General features: G+C 43.0%; 14 protein-coding genes. 7 read left to right on the forward strand and 7 right to left on the reverse strand.

All coding sequences use genetic code 11. The features are described from left to right. Positions 1–146: 146 nt before the first annotated feature. Complete coding sequence (locus tag OCV44_RS18700; protein ID WP_139685334.1) at positions 147–1412, forward strand: HD-GYP domain-containing protein; 1266 nt, start codon at positions 147–149, stop codon at positions 1410–1412. A 150-nt stretch (positions 1413–1562) separates the two neighbouring features. On the opposite strand, the gene OCV44_RS18705 is transcribed toward OCV44_RS18700, so the two are convergent. The 5 genes from OCV44_RS18705 to OCV44_RS18725 form a co-directional block, all read right to left on the reverse strand. Continuing rightward, positions 1563–2282, reverse strand: coding sequence for a DsbA family protein (locus OCV44_RS18705; protein WP_139685335.1), 720 nt, complete (start codon positions 2280–2282; stop codon positions 1563–1565). 123 nt (positions 2283–2405) lie between these two features. Further along, positions 2406–2975 (reverse strand): protein disulfide oxidoreductase, encoded by a 570-nt coding sequence (locus tag OCV44_RS18710; RefSeq protein ID WP_139685336.1) that lies wholly within the window; start codon positions 2973–2975, stop codon positions 2406–2408. Between the two features lie 3 nt (positions 2976–2978). After that, positions 2979–5042 (reverse strand): protein-disulfide reductase DsbD family protein, encoded by a 2064-nt coding sequence (locus tag OCV44_RS18715; protein ID WP_139685357.1) that lies wholly within the window; start codon positions 5040–5042, stop codon positions 2979–2981. Between the two features lie 95 nt (positions 5043–5137). Continuing rightward, positions 5138–5614, reverse strand: coding sequence for a hypothetical protein (locus OCV44_RS18720; protein ID WP_139685337.1), 477 nt, complete (start codon positions 5612–5614; stop codon positions 5138–5140). A 443-nt stretch (positions 5615–6057) separates the two neighbouring features. Beyond that, complete coding sequence (locus tag OCV44_RS18725; RefSeq protein ID WP_139685338.1) at positions 6058–6306, reverse strand: hypothetical protein; 249 nt, start codon at positions 6304–6306, stop codon at positions 6058–6060. A 252-nt stretch (positions 6307–6558) separates the two neighbouring features. Between OCV44_RS18725 and OCV44_RS18730 the strand changes: the two genes are divergently transcribed. Together OCV44_RS18730 and OCV44_RS18735 are read left to right on the forward strand one after the other, a co-directional pair. Beyond that, entirely contained in the window at positions 6559–8163 is a 1605-nt protein-coding gene (locus tag OCV44_RS18730; protein ID WP_139685339.1) for a mechanosensitive ion channel family protein, read from the forward strand. 370 nt (positions 8164–8533) lie between these two features. Then, positions 8534–9367, forward strand: coding sequence for a RecX family transcriptional regulator (locus tag OCV44_RS18735; RefSeq protein ID WP_139685340.1), 834 nt, complete (start codon positions 8534–8536; stop codon positions 9365–9367). 109 nt (positions 9368–9476) lie between these two features. On the opposite strand, the gene OCV44_RS18740 is transcribed toward OCV44_RS18735, so the two are convergent. After that, complete coding sequence (locus OCV44_RS18740) at positions 9477–10271, reverse strand: response regulator transcription factor (RefSeq protein WP_139685341.1); 795 nt, start codon at positions 10269–10271, stop codon at positions 9477–9479. 257 nt (positions 10272–10528) lie between these two features. Between OCV44_RS18740 and OCV44_RS18745 the strand changes: the two genes are divergently transcribed. The 3 genes from OCV44_RS18745 (at position 10529) to OCV44_RS18755 (ending at position 13152) form a co-directional block, all read left to right on the forward strand. Then, the gene (locus tag OCV44_RS18745; RefSeq protein ID WP_246091784.1) at positions 10529–11446 is read left to right on the forward strand and encodes a DUF3187 family protein; all 918 of its coding nucleotides are present in this window, start codon (positions 10529–10531) and stop codon (positions 11444–11446) included. A 171-nt stretch (positions 11447–11617) separates the two neighbouring features. Continuing rightward, on the forward strand, positions 11618–12658 hold the full coding sequence (locus tag OCV44_RS18750; RefSeq protein WP_139685343.1) for a porin family protein: 1041 nt from the start codon (positions 11618–11620) through the stop codon (positions 12656–12658). 182 nt (positions 12659–12840) lie between these two features. After that, positions 12841–13152, forward strand: coding sequence for a hypothetical protein (locus tag OCV44_RS18755; RefSeq protein ID WP_139685344.1), 312 nt, complete (start codon positions 12841–12843; stop codon positions 13150–13152). 93 nt (positions 13153–13245) lie between these two features. Here OCV44_RS18755 and OCV44_RS18760 read toward each other — a convergent pair whose 3' ends face one another. Then, positions 13246–15093, reverse strand: a complete 1848-nt coding sequence (locus OCV44_RS18760) for a M3 family metallopeptidase (protein ID WP_139685345.1) — start codon at positions 15091–15093, stop codon at positions 13246–13248. Between the two features lie 252 nt (positions 15094–15345). On the opposite strand from OCV44_RS18760, the gene OCV44_RS18765 reads away from it, so the two are divergent. Further along, a complete protein-coding gene (locus OCV44_RS18765; protein ID WP_139685346.1) occupies positions 15346–24543 on the forward strand; it encodes a T1SS-143 repeat domain-containing protein in 9198 nt (3065 codons plus the stop codon). Positions 24544–24567: the final 24 nt, after the last annotated feature.

A 24567-nucleotide genomic window follows, 5' to 3' on the forward strand; every position in this document is an offset into this window, starting at 1 on the left:
ACCACTTGTGGCACGGGTTTTTCGTGATACGTTAGATCTATCACGAAACATATTAAACCTTATAATAATTGCGGGTATGATCGTTAGTCATGCATTAGTATTAGCAGCCAAAATATATAAAAACTATATAATTCTAGGCTTAATTAATGAATCAACATTGCCAAGAGGTAACAGTAGACCTAAGAAAGGCTCTATTTGGTATTGCAAAGGCGCTTGATAACGTCGGTTTTGAAAGCAAAAATCATGGGCAGAGGGTCGGTTACATCGCATATCGGTGTGCTTTGAGTGTGGGGTGGGAAGAGGAACAAGCGCAACTCGCATTTTCGTTAGGACTCATTCACGATTGTGGAGTGTCGCAAATTGACGAGCAGCGTCGACTAAATTCGGGATTTTTCCCCGACGCAACTTATTACCATTGCCAAAAGGGTTACCAAATTTTAAAGGAGTGCCCTGTTCTTTCTATATTCGCTAAACCCGTGCTTTATCATCATACTTCTTGGTTAGATCTAAAAAGTGTGCATATCAGTGAATTAGAGAAGGATCTAGCCGCAATCATGATGCTTGCTGACAGAGTCGACTATCTATATGGCATAACCGCTTCTGATCGTTATGGAAACTTAACTCCAGATGGTAAAGCGAACATTATTGAGCGTTTGACTGAACAAGCGGGTGAGATGTTCGAAACTAACCTTGTGCAGCACATGTGTGAGTTGGTCGACCTGGATGACTTTTGGTTCTCGATGGAGATCCCTTACATCGAGAACATGAGAGATAACTTCGAGGCTGTGCCGTTTTTCTCTCAACAAATGTCGCTGGATGAGACTGTTGCCTTTGCTGAATTTATCGCTAATGTCGTTGATACCAAAAGTTCGTTTACTTTCAAGCACTCGTTGAAGGTCGGGCAAATTTCTGAATATCTAGCTAAACAACTTGGTTATTCACACACAACGCAGAGAAAGCTCTATTTAGCTGGTTTAGTTCACGATATTGGCAAACTGCAAACCCCTGGTGACATTCTTCATAAGCCAGATTTGCTCACTGACGAAGAATACTGTTGTATTAAACGCCATGCGACGGATACGCGATTCGCGCTGCAGGAGTTATTTAGTTCGCCTCAGGTGTGTCAGTGGGCTTCCGATCACCATGAAAGGTTAGATGGTTCAGGCTATCCGATGGGTAAAACGGCTGAAGATTTAGATCAACCCAGTAGAATTGTTGCTGTAGTCGATGTATTCCAAGCATTAACCCAGTCTCGCCCCTATCGTAAAGGTATGACACTGGAAGAAACTCTAGCGATATTAACGGACCAAGTTGATAATTATAAGTTGGACCGAGAAGTGTTTGAATGCCTTAGAAAGCACGCAGAGTACTGTTTTGAATTATCTACGGACAAAAGAATGTACGCTTTTTAGCTTTGGTGGTTTTTAGGATTCAATTCACCTTTAAATCTAGATTGAAGATAAATGGACTATTTACTTTATTCAAACAATGAAAAAGCCGACTATGAGTTACGCTAGTCGGCTTTTTATTCTCTACTCTTTCGAATCTCTATCTAAACTTGATTAAAAAGCATCATCCACGATGTCTTTTAGTCGATCGTAAGGCACATAACCCGGTAGAACCTGATCGTTCATCATCATCGTTGGTGTTCCTGTTAAACCCAGAGCGTTAAAGGTTTGATGGTTGGTCATTAGCGCGTTCTTTTGTTCATCTGTTGTGTCCAACTGGGCTTCTGTTCCCGTTTTCTTCGCCACAGCTTGTAGTGAAGATTTTGTGTGGCTACCACTTTTTGCCATCAGCAGTCGGTTGACTTCAGGGAAGGCTGTTGGGTTATCTTTCCATACTTTCATCGCGTATAGAGCCGCATTGGTATCAAGGCCATCTACTTGTTGCTGCTTAAATGACAAGTACACATTGATGATTTTGATATCACTATTTTCAGAAGCTAATTTCACTAAGCCTTTCTCTAAGCGTTTACAGAAAGGGCAGTTGTAGTCAGTGAAGTTAACGATGACTGATTTTCCGTCAGGGTTGCCCGTGATTGGGTGAGTGTCATTGTTATACAACCAATCGTGACTCTCCGCTTGAGCTTTCTTTGCTTGCGCTTGGCCTGCTACATACTGCTCTAAACTGGTATGCAGCCCTGAAATCGTAGAAGGATTCTCCTTAAGGAACTGATTAATTTCTTCAAGTTGCTGAGTTTGTTCTGTGCTTAACTCAGCGAACGCACTGGTGCTCATTAGTGAGCCTAAAATCAGTGTGCTTATCAGATGTTTTTTCATGTTATTTATTCTCTAATTCTTGATAATCGTGAGCGCGTTTTGGGTCGCGCTCACGGTATTATTGTTTGTTAAATTGGCTTTAATCGGTTCATTTGCTCTGCTCTGTTTTTCTTAGTGAGCGAGTTATGCAAAGTAGGTTCTTAACCACAGGCCGATAGGGGAAGTAACGCCGGTTGCGATACTGCTGATCTTTCCATCTTTGATGATGACAATACTTGGCGTGACATTGACTCCCCAACTTCTGCTGATCGATCCAGAGAGATCATTGATAACAGGGAAGTCATACTCTTTGGCGTCTAAGAAGCGCTGAACACGTTCGTCTGGGCCAGATGAAAGTGCGACAGAAACTACTTGATGGGAGTCGCTGAAGCTATTAACCGTCGGGCTCACCAATTTGCACGCGCTACACCAAGTAGCCCAAAAATAGACAATAACGGGCTTACCGCTTTTGCTTAGCTCGATAACATCAATATCGTCACCTTGGATCGACTGACCTACGATTGGTATCGCGTCTCCTTGAGGCATGCTTCTGCTGTGGTAAAAATCCATGGCAAACGAAACCACGCCAACGATCAGTATCATTGAAACGAGTTCCTTTCCCCACTTCTTAAGACGGCTTGGCTTTTTGGTTTCAGCCTTTACAGTGTTATCTTCAGCAGAGCTAGGCTTTTGTTCATTGTTGGGCGTCTTCATCAATTATCTCGCAGCGTCGATGGCTTGAATAACAGTGTCACTGTCTAGAATCACGGGTAATGGAATACCATTTTTATAGCTCGGGCCATAAACGATATTAAATGGCACACCAAATCGCCCATTACTTTGTAAGTATTGAGTGACACTTTCACTTGGTGTTGTCCAATCGCCTTTCATCAAAACAATGTCTTCTTGTTGCAGGTGGCTGTAGACAGGATCTTGAAGAATGACGCCAATTTTGTTGGCTTTACAGGTGATACACCATTCTGCAGTCACGTCGACAAAGACGGTTTTTCCTTCCTCGACCAACTGAGGGATTTGTTTCGCATCCAGTTTCTGCCAATCAAGGTTATCGACAATTGGCGTTGCCCAGTTATCAGCGGTAACACTACCGACGATCAATGCAGCACCAAATACCAAGGTTGTGGTTGCCATGATAGGAATCAGTACCTTGCGTCCTAATTTCATGCCAATCCAAATTAACACTGAAACGACGATAAACAGTGACAACAAGATGGTTGGGAACTTGCCAATGAATGGGCTCAGTAGGCTTGTTAACCACAGACTGGTGATGAACATCATTAAGCCGAATACCAACTTAACTTTGAACATCCACGCGCCCGGTTTTGGTAGCAATTTAGTTAGGCTTGGGAATAACGCGAAGATCAACCAAGGTGCGCTCATACCAATGCCGAGTGCGATAAAGATAGCCCACAACTCTTGGTAACTTGCGCCCAGAGCATAAGCCACTGCGGTTCCTAGGAATGGAGCACTGCAAGGCGTTGCCAGTAGTGTCGCAAACATGCCTTGGATGAAGTGACCGGAATGGGAATCATCGCCTTTGGTTGCCATCCAAGTGTTTAAGCCTGACGGAAGCCTGAATTCGAATAGACCGAGTAGGTTAACTGAGAACAGTAGGGTAATGATCAGCATGAACCCGATGAACCAAACATTTTGGAACTGGATTCCCCAACCAATCGCATTGCCACCCATTTTTAGAACGGTCATGCCTAGAGCTAACAGCGCAAACGAAGTAATAACACCGGCAGCAGATGCTAGGAATGAGAGTCGGATGTGGCGATTTGAAGCACCTTGGTTCTGAATGATGCTGTTTAGCTTCATCCCTAACACGGGTAGAACACACGGCATGATGTTAAGGATTAAACCGCCTACTAACGCAAAGCCAAGCATCACTAGAAAGCTGTTGTTGCTTGTTTGGTAAGCTATCGGGTCTGAACCAACTTGCGCGGTCATCTCTTCGGCAAAGTTAGTATCTGAAACGGTAATACTCACTGTGCGATCCGTTAAGTCGACCTCGCCGAACCAGTTACTCACATCGAATACTGCGGTCATCGTATTGTCTGTGATGTGGACGGTTGGTGGAGAGAAGAAGTCATCAAGCACTTCTTGTCCATCAATCAATACCATCGGTTTATCCCAGCCTTCCTTGCTTGTTAGCTGAGTCACCAGTTGTTGTTTACTTTTATCCCAGAACAGGCCGTTCACTGAAGTGCGGTTAGCTTCTCGTGGAGATTGGCTCATGCCTTGATTGAACAAGAACATTGCTTCTTCATCGAGCTCTAAAGTTTGCGGATCAATGGGCAGTTCGATGTCATAGTCAGTCAAAACACAAATATTGGTGCACGACGGGAAGGAGAGGGAGGCTCTGAATACCGCAGGCTGCGTGTTGTCTTTCAACGTTATGGTGATAGGAAAGCTAACGTGCTTTTTGTAGCCTAACGTCATTACGTCGAGCTGTTCGTAATACTTAGGGATCGGCCAACGCCACTCTACCGACTCTATGTTTGTTGAACCAGACCAGTCCCAACTAGGTGGAATACCACCTTCACCAGGGCTACGCCAATAGGTTTTCCAATCACCGTCGAGAACGACATCCAGCACGGTTTGAATCTTAGAACCGTCATCCGATTGCTCACCCGTCGACATCATTCGCATTTTGACGGGTGGATGTTCAGGCACGCTGAGCCAGCCCGTCGTCTGTGCTAAAGCAGTAAATGACGTCATAACCAAAAGGGCAGTGACTAGCGTTTTCGCGCATGTACGCATGCAGAATGCCAACGAATCGACAAACTTAGTTAGTAGTGTGTTGTACACAAATGTATCTCCAAAAAATAAATAAAAGGGTGTAGTAGCCCGGTTATTTACTCTCTAAATATACAGTGCTTTAGGTGTAAGCGGTGTTTTGTAGGTCGAGAAGAGCGATGATTCTCACTGGATAGTCTCGAGATGTGAGGAGACAAGCTGAATGCAACAGCGATAAGTAAAACGAATGGAATCAGCCAACCGGTTTTCGGGGCGGCAAAGGTCAGCATTTTTGAACTCAGGCTGCATGAACTTGAATTTGGTGTTGTCAGAGCTTTAGATGCTTCTGAACCAAAAACGCTAGTATAAAGCTCAGACATTTTATCGAAAGATGCGACGATTGCTTGTGGGTGGCTGGTTTCTGCGCCGACAAGTATTGATTGTCCAATTAAGGAAGCTGAAGAGGTTACTTTGTTTGCAGACAGAGTACTCGCCAGACAAGTTACGATAACCAGTCCGGTAAGGAACAGCGCCCAAAGCGAATGCTTTTGTCGGCGATTTTGTTTGGATAAGAAAAGTAATGGTGTATTCAGCAAATCAATCAGTAATCGAATCAGTTAATAGTTAGTAGCTAAAGCGAGCTTGTAGAATTGTGGCTAGCTTAGATAACTTTGCTCTGAGCTACAAGTCATAAAATTGTCAAAGAAAAAGGGATGAATAAATGCCAAACCTAGCGAGTGAGGCATCAAGTATCGGCTTAAGTTCATAATAGTTTGTTCTTTTTATCTGACCGCCGTTTTTCTCATCAACTGACACTATTTCTCGCCTAGGTGGTTTTTTCTAACCAAGATGCTTTTTCAAGGTGACGGTTTCAAAGTAACGTTTTAAGCGCGCCAGCTACGCATACATGAGAGGTCAGTGTGGTTGTGTTTGAAAAAGATCAATTAAACAGCAGACACAAAAAAGCCCAATCGCTCGTTAGAAACTTAATTGGGCTCAATCTATTAGTCTTTAATGTTCTAGGCTCTATTTGAACGCCTTAATGAGTGCGACGAGGGCCGTTACGAACTAGGTCTTTACCATTTTCAAACACTTCTTTAGTGATCCAGCGAGCGAGTAAAACTTTGTGGCTGCTGTTGAATACTGCAACGAAATGACGACCGTCTGAATTGTTGGTCGCCATGCCTACGCCTTCAACACCTTCAAGTCCTAAACCGCCATCTTCTACAGAAATTAGGAATCGCTCTAGTTCTTCTAGAGACTCAATAACATCAAGTTCGTCGTTCATTTTTTTGCTCTCTTGCTGTGTGGCAACATCGAGTTTAAGGCGATTAGTGCATATGCCTAAGTGAAGATATTGACCGTTGTTTTTTTGTTGGTTGCGTACTCTACAGGTCATAAGCGGGGATTGGAACTCTCAAATATTAGATACGGACTGATATTTTGCAAAGTTTTAACACAACATACGTTTAAATGCTTGTTATCCATCTTCTTTTTACTACTATTTATAGGGTCAATTTAGACAATAATAGGAATTAGTATGATGAAGGTTTGGCGTTGTCTATTGTTAATGTTGGCGTTTGTCGCATTTGGAAGTTTTGCGCAAAGTGTCGATAAAATAGCAGAAGTACAAGACCAGCTAATGTTGGACCTAGCCACATTAGAAACAGCCCACGATGCTGAAAAGCCGTTTTTAGAAGATATATTAAGGCGTAAAAACCAAGCGCTACGTAAAGAGATCTCCTCCCAGTTATCATCTGATAAGAAGCAAGGTTTAGACGCTGTTCTTGCCCAGCAAGTTGAGCTTTTACAGCACTTATTGTCATTGAATGACGTTAAGATTGTCTCTATGAGTAAGGAAAACCGCTCGGCTGATGGAGATGCTAAGAAACGTCTTGAGCTGTTGATTCAAAAACGTATTGGTATGATGGATGACTACTATCAGCAACTCTCTAAGACCTTAAGTTGGTCAAAAGATCGAGGTGTTGATGTGTCAGCTGCGGAAAATCAGTTAAAAACCGCATTAGTTTCTCGCTCTCAATATCTGACTAATGCGATTTTATATACAGACACGCAGCGTCAAGATCTAGAGCGTCGTTTGTCTTTTGTTAGTGAAGACGAAAAGGCGACGATAAAAACGGAGTTAATACGTTTCAGCGAACGAACCAGTGTGATGGTTGCCAGCTTAGAGAAAAGTATCTCTATGATGGTGCCGTTTGGCGTTGATGTTACCTCTTATAAGCGTATTTTATTAGCGACCACCGGCGACATTAACGCTGATGTATTGGATATCGATGTTGCGTTAGATCTATTGGATGGTTGGTTACGTTCGTTCAGCTCATGGGCTTTTGAAAACACCCCATCTTTTATCGTTAAACTCGCTCTGTTTCTCGGGATTCTGTATGTAACTCGCCTGATTGCTAATGTGGCTCGCAAGACCGTTCGTAAGAGTGTCTCGCACTCGAAGATGGACTTCAGTGTATTGATGCAAGACTTCTTTGTATCCATCGCATCGAAAGCGGTTGTGTTTATCGGTTTGCTTATCGCCCTATCTCAGATAGGAATAGAGCTTGCACCGTTACTTACTGGTTTCGGTGTTGCGGGTGTCATTATTGGTTTTGCACTGCAAGACACGCTGTCTAACTTTGCATCGGGTTTGATGATTTTGATCTATCGCCCTTATGATGTGGGTGACATGGTTAAAGTGGCAGGGGTTCAAGGCACAGTTAAAGACATGAGCTTAGTATCAACGACCGTTCAAACCATCGATAACCAACGCTTGGTGATCCCAAATAACAAGATCTGGGGTGACGTGATCAACAACATCACAGCAGAACGAGTGAGACGTGTTGATATGGTCTTTGGGATTGGTTACTCAGATGATATTGATAAAGCAAAAGCGGTGTTGAACGAGATTATTATTGCGCATCCTCTCGTACTTAAAAAACCAGAGCATATGATCAAGCTTCATACCTTAAATACGTCTTCTGTAGATTTCGTCGTACGACCTTGGGTTAAGACTGAGGATTACTGGGATGTGTATTGGGATGTGACGGAAACCGTGAAGAAACGCTTCGATGAAGAAGGCATCACGATTCCATTCCCTCAACGAGATGTACATATTTACAATCACGAAGAGAGCTAATACTAAAAGCTATTTAGAAAAGAGCTATTACGAAAAAGTTAAGTTCAACTCTAAGTCGAACTCTTCATGTGATATCAAATGGACGCTGAATCAGCGTCCATTTTTATTGGCTGTCAGTTTATACCAATCACAGTAAGTAAGTGATCAGAAATAGCGCAGGAAAAAGGCTTGAGAACAAGGCAGAAATTTTTGATAAGTAGTTATTCTACAATCAAAAGTTCTAACGTCGTTATCGAGCGTTTTAACCAGCTAGGGTGAACAGTTATTTACTACGATTGGTATTATATTGAGCTTCATTCTTTTATGTCACGTCACCCGCATTAGAATTACGTTATCATGGGGTAGGCTCAATCTGGACAGTTGAAATCGAATGGATGATTCACAGAAAAAAACGAACAGTAGAAACACTACGGTAAGAAAAGCAACACGAATTGAAAGTGTTATGAACTCTGCGATGTGGCATTTAACCCAGAGAGATATGACGGAAAGTGAGCTGATTGCGAAGCTGAAAGTGAAAACCGATAATCAAGAATGGATCGATGAAACCTTAGGTACCCTGAAAGGTTTTGGGTACCTAAAATCCGACCAAGTGTTCGCAGAACAGTTCGTGGAACAAGCTTTCTCTGGTGAATTTGGCTCTCGATACATTGTCGAAAAACTGAAGAAGAAAGGGCTTACGGATTCGATTATCGCAGATGCGATTCACAAGGTGTCTTTCGAAAAGTCTATTGATGAACAGACCATCCTAATAGACAGAATCAACCATTATTACACAAGCTTTACCATGAGCCGTGAAAAGCTGGTTGCGACACTACAAAAGCGTGGTTTTAGCTATCAACAAGTGAAAGCCGCCATTGACCAGCACCCAAAAGGGCATGAACTGAAAAGTAATATTCAAATCAAGGCTGAGAAAGCGGATTTGGAAAAAGAAGTGCTCAAATATGCTCGTAAAGGCAAAGGCTTGACCGCTATCCAGCAAGAGCTTAGACAGCGACAAATCGACACCAGTGAGTTGTCATCGTTAGTTGATCGGTTAATTCACGAAGATCAGTTAGACTTTTATTCTTCGTGTTTAGAACAACTGCAAAAGAAATCTTATGACCTTAACGATCATAAAGAACGCTCCAAGGCGTATGCAATGTTGAGTCGAAAAGGCTTTTCTTCTGACGAAATCAAATTTGCTCTGAGTGAAGGTAACGAGTAGCCAGTGTCCTTAAACCAGAAATATAGAGCTTTCATAAATACAGACCCTTCAGATATAAATAGTTGAAGGTCATCGAACACAGAATGATTTACAGGGTCAACAGATTATTTTAACGCGTTGTGTGCAGGTTTTCTGTAATGCCTAATCCATTGCGCAACGCGAACTGAAGAAGGTCATTGTGGTTGTTCAAATCGAGTAATCCAAGCATTCTGTACTTATGTGATTCAATTGTGCGGGGACTCAAGTGCAACTTATCCGCGCACTCTTTGGCACTAAAGCCCTGAGCAATAAGAGACAGCACCTTGGTCTGCTTTTTGGTGAGTAAGAGTAATTTATCACTGTCGTCTTCTAGCAGATTCTCATTTTGCTTTAGTGTCCTAGCTAGCGTTGAGTGCTGCCAATAACAGAGCCAAAGCTCACACACTAACTTTAAGCGCTGGATGTCTTCGAGGTCGAAGGTGGTATCGTTGTCGTGAAAGTTAGTAAAAGACAGTGCTCCCCAACGTTGGTTAAAGAGTTGCAAAGGAATGATGCAGTGCCATCGGCCCCCCTCTTTATACAACTGCTTTAATACGTAATTCTGAGTTTTCTCGAGGTCGTCTTTCGAAAACGCGAGATAAGTTTTTTGGGTCTTTAGCAGCTTTAAATAATCAAGATAGTTGCCGCCAATGAGATTCTGTTTATTGACCGGAGGTATGTTCGCTTTCGATACTGAACAAGTCTTCCGGTCTTCGAGTAAGACCATTGAATTAGGGTAGAGTGTTAAACGATCTATCCCGAACCAATCGAGTACGTCAAAGCTTGCCTCTGACCAAGTAGCTTGAAAACAGTTAGGATCGCAATTGATGAGAGTCGTCGATTGCTTCATCAACAATTGTTCAAAACTTAGGTTAGTGGCCGACACATCTTTCCTTTATCAACATTTCACTGTATTTATAACAAAGAGGATATTCGTTCGAGTGATGCAGTGCAAGATAAGATCTCGTTATTGTTGGGTGATTATTGTATTTAATTTTATATAACTTTTTGTTCTAAAAGGTGAGGTGATAAGCAGTAAACTTCCCGCATTAAATGAGTGGTGTTGCTTATAACATTGAGTATTTATCGAACCGAGTAAATACTGTGATACGTTTTAGAACCTTACTTACCATTTCAGTATCGATGCTGATCTTTGTTCACCCTACGGTTAGCGCGAATACATCCCCAATGTTTGTGTATTCGCAGTCGCCGATCCACTCAAACGTTCTCTCTACACAGCTCCGTGGTGCTCAACCAGCAAAGGTTGGGGCGGTTGAATTCAAGTCCTCTTATACTCAAGCCAGTATTTGGGCTCATACCGACGTATATGGTCTCGATTACTACCAAAACCAATCGAATATTGCTGTTCAATGGCAGGCATCCTCTACATGGAAGGTGGAGTTGGATTATCGAGTGGTAACAGCAAAAGATAACGGACTTGATAGTTTTGTTATGGGCTTTCATGACCTATTTAATATTGGCCAAAATGGTCGGGATGAAGTTCCTCAAGACCAATTCACTATGGATTTTAATAACTCGGGTGTTCATATTTCTGATTTCGAAGGTGATCAACTGACCAATGCTGTCACGCTATACAATGAATTATTGTTGTATTCCGAAGGCCCTTCTTCTGTTTCTGCTGGTGGTTCTCTGTTTTACAACAATGTTCGAGAAGGGCAGTTTGAGCGGAATAGTTTTGAGCAAGGTGTTCAACTGAATTACAGCTATGTATCAGCGCATCACAATATGTTTGTCACTATTGGTTTAGTTCACCGTAATAGTGATGACTATTCTGCTCTCTTAGAAAACTACAGTTCAAGTTGGGCTGTAGGCTATGAATTACGATTCGATGCTCATCATAGCTTGGTCATTGAATCGTTGAATTATCAAGGTTGGGGGAAAGATGATCCTGATTTTTCAGAGCCGTCTAATGAAGTGGTGCTGGGTTATCGGTACCGATTAAATAGGTTTAGTTTAGAAGCCTTGATGACAGAGAATATTCGTAATATGGATAACAGCACCGATATTGGGTTTACGATTGGGTTACGCTTCTCAATATAAAAGCCCGATTTCAGATAATAAGTGCGACATATCAATATGTAATTAAATTCATCCCAACGATAAAGTTCCAGTAGTTTTACGGTATATCTACGACACAAGTTTTTGAACAATAGCGCCACTCCAAAGGCCGGATTAACGGGGCCGAATCAATATATATAGGTAGTGGTTATCATGAAAAAGACATTAGTAGCACTTGCGATTGCGAGCATTTCAAGTTCAGCTTTCGCTGTAAATACAAGCAGCCAAAACAGCCAAAACGAAGATATGTTTTCATTCGATTCAATGCACAAGGATCAATTCTCAGTATCAGGCTCTTTCGGTGTTGGTGGTTACTACGACACGGGTTCTAAAGCGCTCTACGATGACTGGGCAACGGGTCTTACTCTTGCCGTAAACTACCGTAACAACCGTATTGTCGGTTACTTCGAAACTGACATGATGGTGAACTACACGACAGACAACAACGTTTCAGCGAATGACGCTGCAACTTCTGGTTGGACAAACGGTATCGATACGGGCCCTGTAGCTGACGTAGACAAAGCATGGTTAGGTTTCGACACTGGTTTCGGTATCGCTTCATTCGGTTGGGAAAACGATACAGCGCTAGATAAAGTGGATGGTGCAGGCGACAACACATACGAGTTTGGTGCTTCTGCGGGTGATGCTTCTGACGGCTTCAACGTGGTTAAATTCCAAGGCGCGACAAACGGTATCGCTTACGGTATTTCTTACTTTGAAACGAAAGACTCTCGTAACAATGATAAGTTCGACAAAGGTGTGAACGGTTACATTGGCCTAGAGCAAGAAGTCTTCAACTTATACGCTGGTTACGAAAACCGTGATTACGAAGCTGACTTCGAAGTTTACACTGTAACAGGTAACGTTAAGGTTGGTGCTCTTAAACTAGGTATGAACTCTTGGATTGAAGAGAGTGATTCTGCTAAGAACACAGGCTACTACGTTTCAGGTGGTTACACAGTTTCTGAAGACCTAACAATCGCAGCGGGTTACGCGTCTAGCAACAATGAACTTGATGGCCAAGCGGATGTAGATGCTTCTTACATCAACATCGCGGCAATGTACCGTATTGCAGACAATGCTGACATGGGTATTGATATCAAACAAGATATCGATGGTACACGTATTGGTTCAACTAGCGCACAGTACGACGAAGAAACTCACGTATTCGCAGCAGCTTACTATTACTTCTAAGCTCTTAATAAGCTTAATAAGCTTAATAGCTTTGAGAGCTTAAGAACTTTAAATCTGATTGCTATGGTGTGTCGCATGCCCGGTCGTTACACCATCTTCTCTCTTTTGCCGTTTAAGCATCCACAAGCAGATATGTGGTTTGTCACTCAGTGTTATGAGTGGATGATGATCTGGAGAATGTAATGGTTAAGAGCATTACTGCCAAGGGTGTTATTTACGGAAATGACACTCTGTTTATATGTAAACCGAATCGAAATGGACTATTTGAACTGGCGCGTAAACATGGAAGAGTCGCAGGTACTCGCCCACAAGATCTCAAGAACAAGGTTTATGCTGAATCTCTTGATGAAGCTTGGAATTTACTCAAAACAGAAAAGTTCTATATTGTTTTGACAGGGCAGATATGTAGTATTCATAGGAAATCACTAAGAAGTCTTGATTCTGTCGACATTGTTTTTGATGTTAAAACTCGGTTGAGTTGTGTCACTGTGTAGAGCCAATGCTGTCAATAAAAAGGACGATTAAATATCGTCCTTTTTTCATTTGAGTTTTTTGGTTCAACCTTGGTTACAGATGCTCAGCACCCGCTATCGGCCGTATTGCCCAACGATAAAGTTTTCAAATTCATCACACATCTGATGGTTTGACTTATCATTATTCGCCAACTCGGTTGTTCCATCAACGATCGATATCTTCGCATTCAAGCCAGCGACTGGTGCTCGTTCTCTTGTCGACAGTTGTTTGATTTTTTGCTCTTCAATCGTCCAAGCTTGCTCTGGCGATAAGTTGCACTCGTCAGCGAGGTACTTGGCATTAAAACCTTCCCCAGTCAGGCTTTCGATTGTCCCATTATGGTTGACGCTATTTCCTTGGTGCCAATAGTGCTTAGCTAACAAAGGGCCGATCTCTGGGTTATCCGTTAGGTAGCCAAACTTATCGGTGAAATATGCACGAGTTTGATACACCGCCATGTGTGCCAATAGGTAGCCCTGGTAAGCGCATGAGGCTTCATCCGACAGTAGATGTGGAATCGCCATCAATGGGCGAGGGCTACAAGCCAATCCCAGAATCGTTTTCTCTTTGCTACGAGCAAGAGCAGTGATCTTTTCAGGTATCAGATCCTCATCCGCCAATTCGTAAAGTGCTCGCTCGAAATACGGAACCACTAAAATGCTGCGTTCTTGATAAGCTCTGAAGGGTTGTTTGTTATCTATGATGGCTTTGATTAACTCGTCAGGTACTGCTTGGCCATCTGAATCCAGGGCATATTGTTTTAGCCAATCGGCGTCATTCAACAAGCTGTCACAGAACATGGATTGAGTTTCGGCATATGCCATTGATGTTGGTGCAAATTCTTGAGAGAAACAAGGCGCGTTCATTTTAACATTAGCGAAATGCGCAGCGTGGCCGCCCTCGTGAAACAGCGTGTTGATACCATCGTATCCGCTGCCGATTTGGTCGGGCTTGGCGTTGCTCGTGAAGTTAACTTGAGCTGCTACCCAAGTGTTTTGATCGTAGAAAGATGGGATAGGCCCATGGCAGAAGCCATTAGGGTACTTACCTTTGCGATCAAGCAGATCTAATTTTAATGTCGCTTGAGAGTATTCGATGTTTAGGCGACCAAAAGATTCAACCCAGCGTCTCAGTGATTTTGAAAAGGGTACATAAGGGTCGAGATCATTCATAACGTCACCTGCAAAAGAGTAGGTAAAGTTATGGGCTTGAAGTGCATTCTCGCCTTTCTGCTCTGCCAAATTGACTAGGCTTTGCTGATGGCTATCACGTGTACGTGCTTCGAAGTCGTCCAGAATTACAAACAGTTGCTCAGTTGTCATCTGCTCGGTTTTAACGACGGAATAATCAAAAAAGGTTTTGAAACCCAGCGATTGAGCAAACTGGTTGCGTTTTTTGATGAGTTCAATGAAGCCGTTAGCCAGCAGCCACTGCTCTAAACCTAGTAGTGTTTGGTGAGCTGAAAGCCTAACTTTTTCATTACTATTGGTTCTTATTGCTGAACCTAGAACCGGTAACGACCCTTCTGTGTCGTCGCCCGCTTCATTCACGTAAGTCATTACATGATTCTGTTTTTTCTCAAACAGTTCAGCCTCAAACTTTATGAGTTCGGCTTTAAGCTTCTGTGACTGCTCAGACTCAATAGCGTGAGATCTAAAGGTCGCTAACCAACCATTTAGCCCGGTCAGCGTGCTCTCTTTTTCTTGAGGGGCTTGAATTTCTTCGATAGTAGCTAGTTGCGTTTCGATAGCAGCAATTTGCTCGGCAGAGCTAAGAAATTCAGTCCATTGGGTCTGCGCGAGTGTCGAGCTATCATGGTCGTCACTGATCCCCATATAAGTATCCCAAAAGAAGTCTTCTTTCGCTTTATGAGTCGCAAGATACTTTTGATTTAATTGGTTGAGATAGTTCGTGGCAGTCATGGACGTTCCTTGTAAATTATTCACTAATTTCAACATTATGACACATTCGCGGGGTGTATTTTTAGGCGGTAATCATAACGGAATGCAAGTCACAGCATATCAGTTTACTTTACAGCGTATCAATGGTATCAAATTAACTGTTAATGATTTGTTTTTTGCTAGTATTGATAAGGGGCTAGTTGCTTATTTGTTCTGCTGATATAAAGCGGAAGTCTTCGCCAAATCAGAGTCTTTTTACGGAAGAGGTTTAGGATGGATCCTATTTTATATATCGAAGTCGGTGGTGTTGTCTGGCAGGTATTCCCTGATGGTACTTGGCTTCAATTACCGTCAGCACAGATAAAAGTTGAAGGTGTACAAGTCGTCACGATTGAACCTCAGAATCTAGAAGAGGCTCTGCCTCTCACTGAACCACAAATAGCCGTTGTTGAACGACAGTTGGAAAAGGTGGTCACCGAACTGGTCAATAACATTGCAAGCGCACCTGATCAGCCAAGCTCTGTGGGCGACCAGCCCAGTTCCAGTGCTTCTTTTATTGCTTATGTCCGTTCTACTTTAGAAGAAACGCTTGCAGATGCTGGTTTTGATACGCGGCCTACAGATTATGTCGAGGAAGTTCGAGCATCAAGCGATGGTAATCTAGACATACTTTTACCTAGCGCATTATTAACAGTCGATATTTTAGATGGCGGGGACGGTTACGAAAACCAGTTTGAAGTACCTTCGGTTACGATTAATGGTACCGCTGTCGACGTTCGAGATGGACGCACCGTCTTGATCACAATCACTGATGTTAATGGAAACACGGTTACCACAACGGCAATTACCAATAATGAAGCTTATGTTGTAAATGGTGTTGACCTTTCCTCATTAGCTGAAGGCGATCTTAAGGTCGACGCAGTCATTAACGATGATTTTGGTAATAGCATCACAGCGAATGATGCCACAATCAAAGATACGCTCGCCAATATAGATGTCGATTTCGATGGCTTTGGTGATGAGTTTTACAATCAATTTGAAATATCGAATGGGATGCTAGTTGGTACGATTGCCAATGTAGAAGATGGGCAAACCATCAGTATTTCTGTTACCGATAGCCAAGGTGCGACACAAGAATACACAGCAGCAGTATCCGGTGGAACTTGGACTCTGACTCTTCAAGATTACTCAAGTTTCGCAGAAGGCGAATTGACCGTTGTTGCTAGCACCGTAGACATAGCGGGAAACCCCATATCAGCGACCGACACTATTATCAAAGATACGTTAGCGAGCATCACCGCAGCGGTAGATGATGGCGGAGACGGTGTTCTCAATAGCTTCGAAATTCAATCGGCTAAATTCTTTGGTACGGTACAAAATGTAGAAGAAGGCCAAACGGTCAATATCCGAATCTCAGATAGCACGACTAATGTGATTGTACTAACAGCCACGGTTGTAAATGGTGCTTGGGCGGTGGAAGGTGTAGATCTAACAAGTTTTGCTGATGGTGATATCAAGGTTACCGCTGAAACGCTCGATGTTGCAGGAAACCCGGCTAAGGCGACCAACAGTTCGGGAGAAGTGACCATTGATACTGTCTCCCCAATTATCGATATTGATACACTTGATGGCTTTAGCATTTTGGCATTTCGTGGCGGTCAACTTACGACGATGCAAGGTACGACCAATGTTGCCGAGGGGCTTCCTGTTTATATTGAAGTCAATGATGGCTCTGAGACACTTGTGTTTGAGGGCGTTGTTGATGCGTCAGGCAATTGGCTTGTAGAAAATATTGATGTCTCTTCCCTTAATTTATCTTCTGAATGGACAGTTGATGCGAAAATTTTCAATACGATAGGTAATGAAGCGGTTGATGACATGCCGAGTATTATCCTTCCTGAGTCTGTTGTGTTCCGGGAAAATGTGATTGGAATTTTTGGCGACGAAACCCAAACTTCGGATATTCGTATTGATTTTGCAAAACTCTCGTTTAGTGAAGATCAAAATCTAGCCGAGTTGCTAACATCTCAAGGTTTTTCGATAACCGTCACAGTCTCAGATGACAAACAAAGCCTGACCGGAATACGAAGTGATGGTCAGCTTGTATTCGATGCGGCTATTTCTGGTAGTAACGTAAATATCAAATTTCACACGGTAGTCGATCAAGATGCTGGGTTGGATTCAATTCAGACAGCGTTGATTATTGAAGGTCTCCAAACTGACGCAGACAAAACTACTGAGTTGGTTATTGGTCATTTGCCTATCGTGATTAAGGATTCAGAGCCGTTAATTTTCGATGAATCCTATGATGTGATAGAGGGAGCGTTCACTTCTGGAAATGTACTGAATAACGACATCGACCTAGATACACAACTGACCATAAAAAGTGTCGAAGTGGATGGAACGACAAAGACAATTTCTGGCAGTTCTCCGGTTTCATTTACGACTAGCGAAGGTCTATTGACTGTTTTTGCAAATGGCCATTGGAACTTTAGCGCGAATCGAAATCTTGATCATACCATCAGCCAAAATATTACATTTAATTACGTGGCGGGGGACGCCAGTAATGATTTTGGTAACGGTACGGCTGTTATCAATATTACCGATGGTGCTGCTGGCCAAATTGTAGGTGGTAGCGCAACAACCATCGAAACGGATGTCTCTGATGGTGTTCAAACTGTTGTCGGTCAATTCACCGTTTTAGGCAGTTCTGATAATCCAGATCCAGACTCGTTGGTGTTTAATCTCGATACTTTGAATCAACTTGATGCGTTGAACATAACCACGAGTGAGGTTTTGATACCGCTTTCCTACACACTATCGGCCGATGGCAAAGTGATTACCGCGCAGGTCGGTGGTGAAACGATCTTTACGTTGACGTTAGCAGGCTCTTCAAGTGGTGATGATGTGTTGGCTAATGTCACGCTTGTGTTGAACAAGCCACTTAATCACGAACTAGTGAAGGACTCTTTTACATTACCAATGATCATTGAAGGTAATGATCTTGATGGCACGCCGTTAGGTGAAGGTCGATTTGAATGGATTGTGAAAGATGGAACTGACCCTGAGTTGGTTAGTGTTAGCAATGTTTCGATAAATGAATCAGACCTTGTTAGCGGCACTATATCTAGTACCGGTGTCTTTAGTCTCAACTTAGGTAGTGATTACGAGGGCGCTCTCTTTTTCAACTTGGCAGATCAGCCATTGTTGTTCAGCGGTGGTGAACAGATAGTTTATACCCTTTCTCCAAATGGTAATTTACTTACGGGTTACATTGGTTCCGTTAGTGCTGAAAACATTGCTTTTACGCTTAGTTTTCCTCCAATAGATAGCCAAGTCGATTCTGATGTGACGTATACCTTCACTCTTAATAAAGGGCTGGATCAAAGCTCCACAACGGATCAAATCCCTTTCGTCGTCACTGCAAGAGATGATGATAACGACGAAACGCAATTAACTTTGAACGTCTCGATTACTGATGGCGGGAACCCCACGATTGGTTCTGGGACAGTTGAATTGAGTGAAATTCCTATTGCTGATAGTACCCCGCCGGGAATTGGATCAACCGCAAATGTGAGTTTGGCTGTTACGGCAGGTAATGATCCTCTGGTTTTCTTAGGTTTAGATGTGAAGACGGGGCAAGCTGTACTAGACAGCGATAGTGTTGCTGTTACCCGCAATGGTGAAGCGTTGACTTGGCGTGATAACGGCAACGGTACATTCGACGCTGTTCTTGCTAACGGAGATGCGGTTTTCAAAATAAGGTTACCAGAAGATTTTAGTCTTGAAGCTAAAGGTTCAACAAGCGTAACCATTGTTATAGAGCTATATCAGTCTATTGATCATGGGGTTGGGGCGAAGGACACCGAGCTTACAATACCGGCTTCAATCGTGACGATAGACTCCGATGGGTCACGAGATACACAAGAATCGAATATTAAAATTTACGATGGTACTAACCCTAAGATTTCTGTTATTGGAAAAATTTCTGTCGATGAAGATGGTTTATTGGGGGATAGCGAACAAATTGGTGTTGAAGATTCGACTCCTTCTTTAGGTATTATTGAGGGTTCTGACGATGTCGCTTCTGTAACGGTAAATACGGCTGCTTTTGATGCTCTTTTGTATAAAAGTGGTGGAAAAGTAATCTCCCTTCAACCTGTTGATTCTAACGGTTGGTATTACGGGCAAGATTCTGATGACAAGAATGTATTTCGGATCCGTTTTAATACTGACGGGAAGACAGAGTTTGACTTATATGCTCCGCTTGATCACGCATACGGAGACAATGGCGAAAATAATCTGGCTCTTGATTTTGAATTGACGGTTAACGATGCTGACGGAGACAGTTCTGACCCTACTATTTATGTAGTGAATGTGAAAGATGCCATTCCGGTTGCGCGTTCAGGATCAATTGAAATGGTTGAGGGTGATAACCTAAATGGACAGTTCCTGACAGAAGAGTTCGCAGGTGCCGATGGCGCTGTCATTGTGAGTTTTGACTATCGTGGTACTACCTACACTTTTACCGATGTAATCACGTTAATCGAGATTGATCTAATTAATGACTCCGTAACTGGGCAGCCTTCTTCTATATACGGCAAGTTTACTCTTTCATCTGATGGAACATATCAGTTAACGACTAACCCTAATGTAACGACCGATCCAGATGATCCTAGGCTAGTGGATGAAATTAAGTACCTGGTCCGAGATACAGACGGTGATGAAGTCACTAGTACTGCGACACTTATCCTAGATGATAACGAAGGCTTTATTCGTTATGAAGATTCTGAAACGACGGAAGATAACGACGCAATTATCGTGGTGAGCGTAGCCACTGGAGACGTGGACCAAAATGAAACCGTTACTGCGATTGAGTTTTCTGAAGCTTCGCTTAACGGCGGAAGCCTCTATCTAGATGGCGAGTTGCTTAAGGTGGTCGATGGTAAAGTGACATTGTCGGGCGATAAGCTTGTCGCAATAGATGGCCAATTTACTGGGCCAAATGGCCAACTTACTTATCGTCCAGCACTAAACGAATCGAATACCACTTCAACAGTCACCTTAGCCGTTAATGCAGTCATTAGTACAGATACGCTTCCAAAGCAGTTGACCGCAAGCGTTGCCGTTTCAGTATTACCCGTGGCTGATGTACCAGATTGGTCAGATTCGGTATTTAGCTATCGCTCAGTCGAAGACGATAGCACTGCTATTAAATTAAACATCACTGCACAGTTGTTTGATCAAGATTCGCCGACACCCTCTGAAACCCTGAGTTATAAAATTAGTGGCATCCCTGATGGGTTAAATATCACTTTGAATGGCAATGCCGTTAAAGAGGGCAAAGAATACACACAAAGCCAAATTGATAAGATGGAAATCAGAGCAGATGAAAACCTTGCGGGTCGATTCGAGTTTGAGATTACTGCGATTGCAACCGAAGCGGGAAACACCTTCGCTGACCCCGCCGATAAAACGGCCGAAACCGTTCATACAGTAACGGTTAAAATTTCACCTGATGCTGATGCTCCCCATGTTTCCGTTAAAGATTACAAGGGATTAGAAGATGAAAAAATCGTATTGAATGAGGTGATTGATGGTGTGCTTACGGATACTGATGGCTCTGAATCGTTAAGCTACATTATCGAGGTTCAAGATGGTTGGTCTATCGAAGGGGAAGGTACCGCAAAAATAGGAAATAACTCTTACTCAGTCACTGCTGCGGCAATTGCTAGTGGTAAAGCTTATATTCAACCTAAAGAAGACATCAGTTCTTTTACTGAAGATTTATATATAAAAGTCACAGCGGTAGCTACTGAGTCGACGGTGGATTCACTCGTTCCTATTAATGGACAAGCTTCGAGCGACACCAAAACCATCAATATTTTCCTTAAAGGGGTCGTCGATGAGCCCACTGCTGTAGATGGTGGCAATGGTCATTGGCAATACGACAGCGACAGTAAAATTATTAGCAACCAATCGGTTTTAAATGAGGATGGGTTAATACAACTCGATTTTGTGGTTCAAACCACGGATGATGATTTGTCTGAAGAAATCAACATTCTGTTGACTAACATCCCTACAGGTACATTACTCGTTGATTCAACAGGGCAGCCCGTATCATTGACGATCGCATATATCGATGACGTTACAGGTCCTGTTCTGCAAGTTTCTAATACTCAGCTTGCAGAATTGTATTTGAAGCCTGTTGGCGACTTTAGCGGGGGATTTGAGTTAACGGTCATCGCAATTTCGACTGAACCAGATGGCGATACTGATGAGTTCCCAATGACATTAAAAGTTGAGTTAGCTCCTGTTGTTGATCAGAAAAATGATCAGGTCATCAGTACTCAAGGTATTGAAGACAGCCAAATTGGTTTGAATCTTGAGCCCTCTGTGAATCAAGATATTGACGGCAGTGAGTCTTTAACTGGGTATGTGATTGACAGCCTTCCGGCTGTTCTGACTCTTTACTTTGATGGAAGTGTTATTGAAGTATCTGCTTCAGGGTTAGATTTAGAGAGCCTATTGGACAGCACAACGCCAACATTATCGGAGCTTTTAAACAGTGGAAGATTATCTGTAACAGCAACAGAAGATTTGAGTGGTACGTTCTCAATTCCGATCACTTATGAAGTGACTGATACATCGCCCACAGGAGCGACTGTTCTAAAAGATATTTCTGGGAATATTAGCGTCACAGTTGATGCGCGTGTAGAGCTAGACACTCGATTGGAAGGTTCGGCAGAGCTGTTGCAGAGTACGGATGGCACCCCCGTTGATATATCTAGCGCAGTGACATTCGTCGATGTGGATATCGATGGTTCAGAATACTTAGATTACATTTTGATTGAGATCCCTGACGGCTATTCGTTGATTGTTGAGCACCCCAATGGTGCCGCGCAAGATAGCTCTGGGAATTGGATTATATCTGCTGCCGGGCTAACCAGTGACTCTTTCCAAGAGCTTGCCGCTTATATTTTGAATAATGCGACCATTTCCAGTCCAAGTGATACCCCGGTACTGGATATTGTTGTCCGAGCTCGTGTGATTGATGGGGAAGATGCGAGATACATTAATGCGACTTTCCCGCTGCAAATTACGGGGCATGATAGTGGTGGAGGCAGTTGCGATCCTGTAGGTCCCCCAAAACCGATTCAACCAGATGGTGAGATCAAGACCCCAGAAGGTGAAGATATTGACCTGACTGGAGTCCTAAATACCAATGTCGCGAGTGATTCCGATAACGAGATATCCTTCTACCTTCCTGCTGACTCGTTGCCTGAGGGCGTTGAGATTTCAGGGGCGGGCGTGATTGCCGAATACGATGCATCTGGTGAAGTTGTTGGTTACTCCGTTACCGCGGACGGTTTATCCAAGCTAACGTTAACAGGGTTAGATGAAGATTTTTCTGGTTGTATCAACTTTACAATTAAGACTATTGAAACCTCTCCATGTAATGGTGACACAGTAACCACAGACCAAACCATCAGTATTCAAGTTCTACCCGTTGTGGACGACATTACAGTGTCGACAGACTCCACAACCATTCAAGAAGACATCGCGACAGACCTTAATCTTGAGCTTGTTCTTGGCGACAGCGTTGAAGATGGACAATTAATCACAGGTCAGGGAAATAGCGCTACTGGCAAAGAGTCCGTTAATTCTCTAACGGTAAGCATTTCTAATGGCGCAACCTTATCTGAAACTCCTACTGACACCGGGTTACTTGTTGATAATGGCGATGGGACATGGACTGTCAATGACCCTAGCCGTTTGAGTGATGTGTTGGTGACGCCGCCTCTGCATTACAGCGGCGAGCTTACTTTAACGGTAAAAGCTAACATCACCGATAAAGCGGATTGTGTTACAGAAACGAATACTCAAGATAAAACGACCGTGGTGACTATCACCGTTGAACCAGTAGCAGATGCTGCGAATTTGGTGACTCAGGATGTTCTTGGCGACGAAGATAACTACATTTCATTGTCATCACTTAGCGCAGAGCTGATTGACCAAGATGGTTCTGAAAACATGTCGCTGTCTCTGAAAGGTGTTCCTGAAGGGGCTGTTATAGCAATCAAGGTGGGAGATAGTTACGAATTAGTTCCCAACAACGGCACCGATGGCGGAACCTTCGATGGAAACCCTACCTATGAGTGGCAGCTCGATCCTAGTCAGCTTGCCAACCTCGTTATTCTACCTCCACGAGATTTCAGTGGTGATATTAATCTGTCTCTAGAAGCCATTACTCAAGAAATTGGCACGACTGATATTCGTTATACTGCATCTGAATTTACCGTGGGTGTGAATCCTATTGGTGATAAAGTTGAGTTCTTCGATTTACCAGAACAGCTCACTGGAAGTGAAGATGATGGCATTACTATCCCACTTGATGCCAATAGTTTTGAAACCAACAGCGATGAATTCTTATCAATTACCGTAACGGTTAATGCAACTTCGGATCCGTCAGGGTTAGTCGGATTAGATCGAATTCGAATTGGCTCAGAAACCAGTTCTTTTGTTCGTGTCGGTGATATTGTGCAGGCGACTATTCTTGTTAAGGCAAGCTCTGTCAATAAGTTGGAGTTCTTTGCGGGCGATGCATTTGGCAATCTTGATATCACGATTACAGGTCAAACTGTCGACAAGAATACGGTGTTGGGCAATCTAGTTACAGATATTGGTGACCCAAGCTCGCAAGACATGACGCTTATCATTACACCAGAACCTGATGCGCCTTTACTAAGCGTTGAATACTCTTCAATTGTGGCTGAAGCAAGTGGCTCGGTTCCTCTTGGTTTAGACCTTTCTCTTGTAAATCCTGCTGATTCAGAAGTAGGCTTTATTACCATATATGATATCCCTGCAGGTTTGACGTTTTCACACGGAAGTATGGTTGATGGTCAATACGTGGTGGATTTAGCGGATGTACCTAACCTAGCGATAACAGGGGGCTACAACAGTGGAGATCAATTTGATCTAACGATTGAGCCGTCTGCAGAGATAGGCAACAACCAGGCAGTAGGGTTACCTCAAACACTATCGGTTGAATTTGTCGCTAATGGTGATTCTACAATCACAGCGACAGATGAAAACGACCTACTGATTGGTGGCGCAGGCTCAGATAAATTTGTATTTGAATCTTCAGGCTTAGGCAGTACAGAGGCGCCAAGTTTAGATGTGATTCAAGACTTCGATGCGTCGCCAAATACCGACGCCATTGACCTCTCTGGGATTCTTGGAAATTTGGGAATTACGACGGGCTTGGGGGCCACACAGTACCTAGATTTAGAAGAATCTGGTAAGGGCGTGAAGATTTCCATTAAGCCTAACGGAGACGATGATGTTAGGCAAAATATCTTGTTAACTGATGTTACTTATAATGACCTGACTCAAGGTGATAGTGGCATTGCACTAGAAGCTCAAATTTTACAACAAATGATAGATGACAAAAACTTAACGCTGTAAGTTAGATGTACGGTCTATAAAAGG

The organism is Vibrio tasmaniensis (assembly GCF_024347635.1).
Lineage (GTDB): Bacteria > Pseudomonadota > Gammaproteobacteria > Enterobacterales > Vibrionaceae > Vibrio > Vibrio tasmaniensis.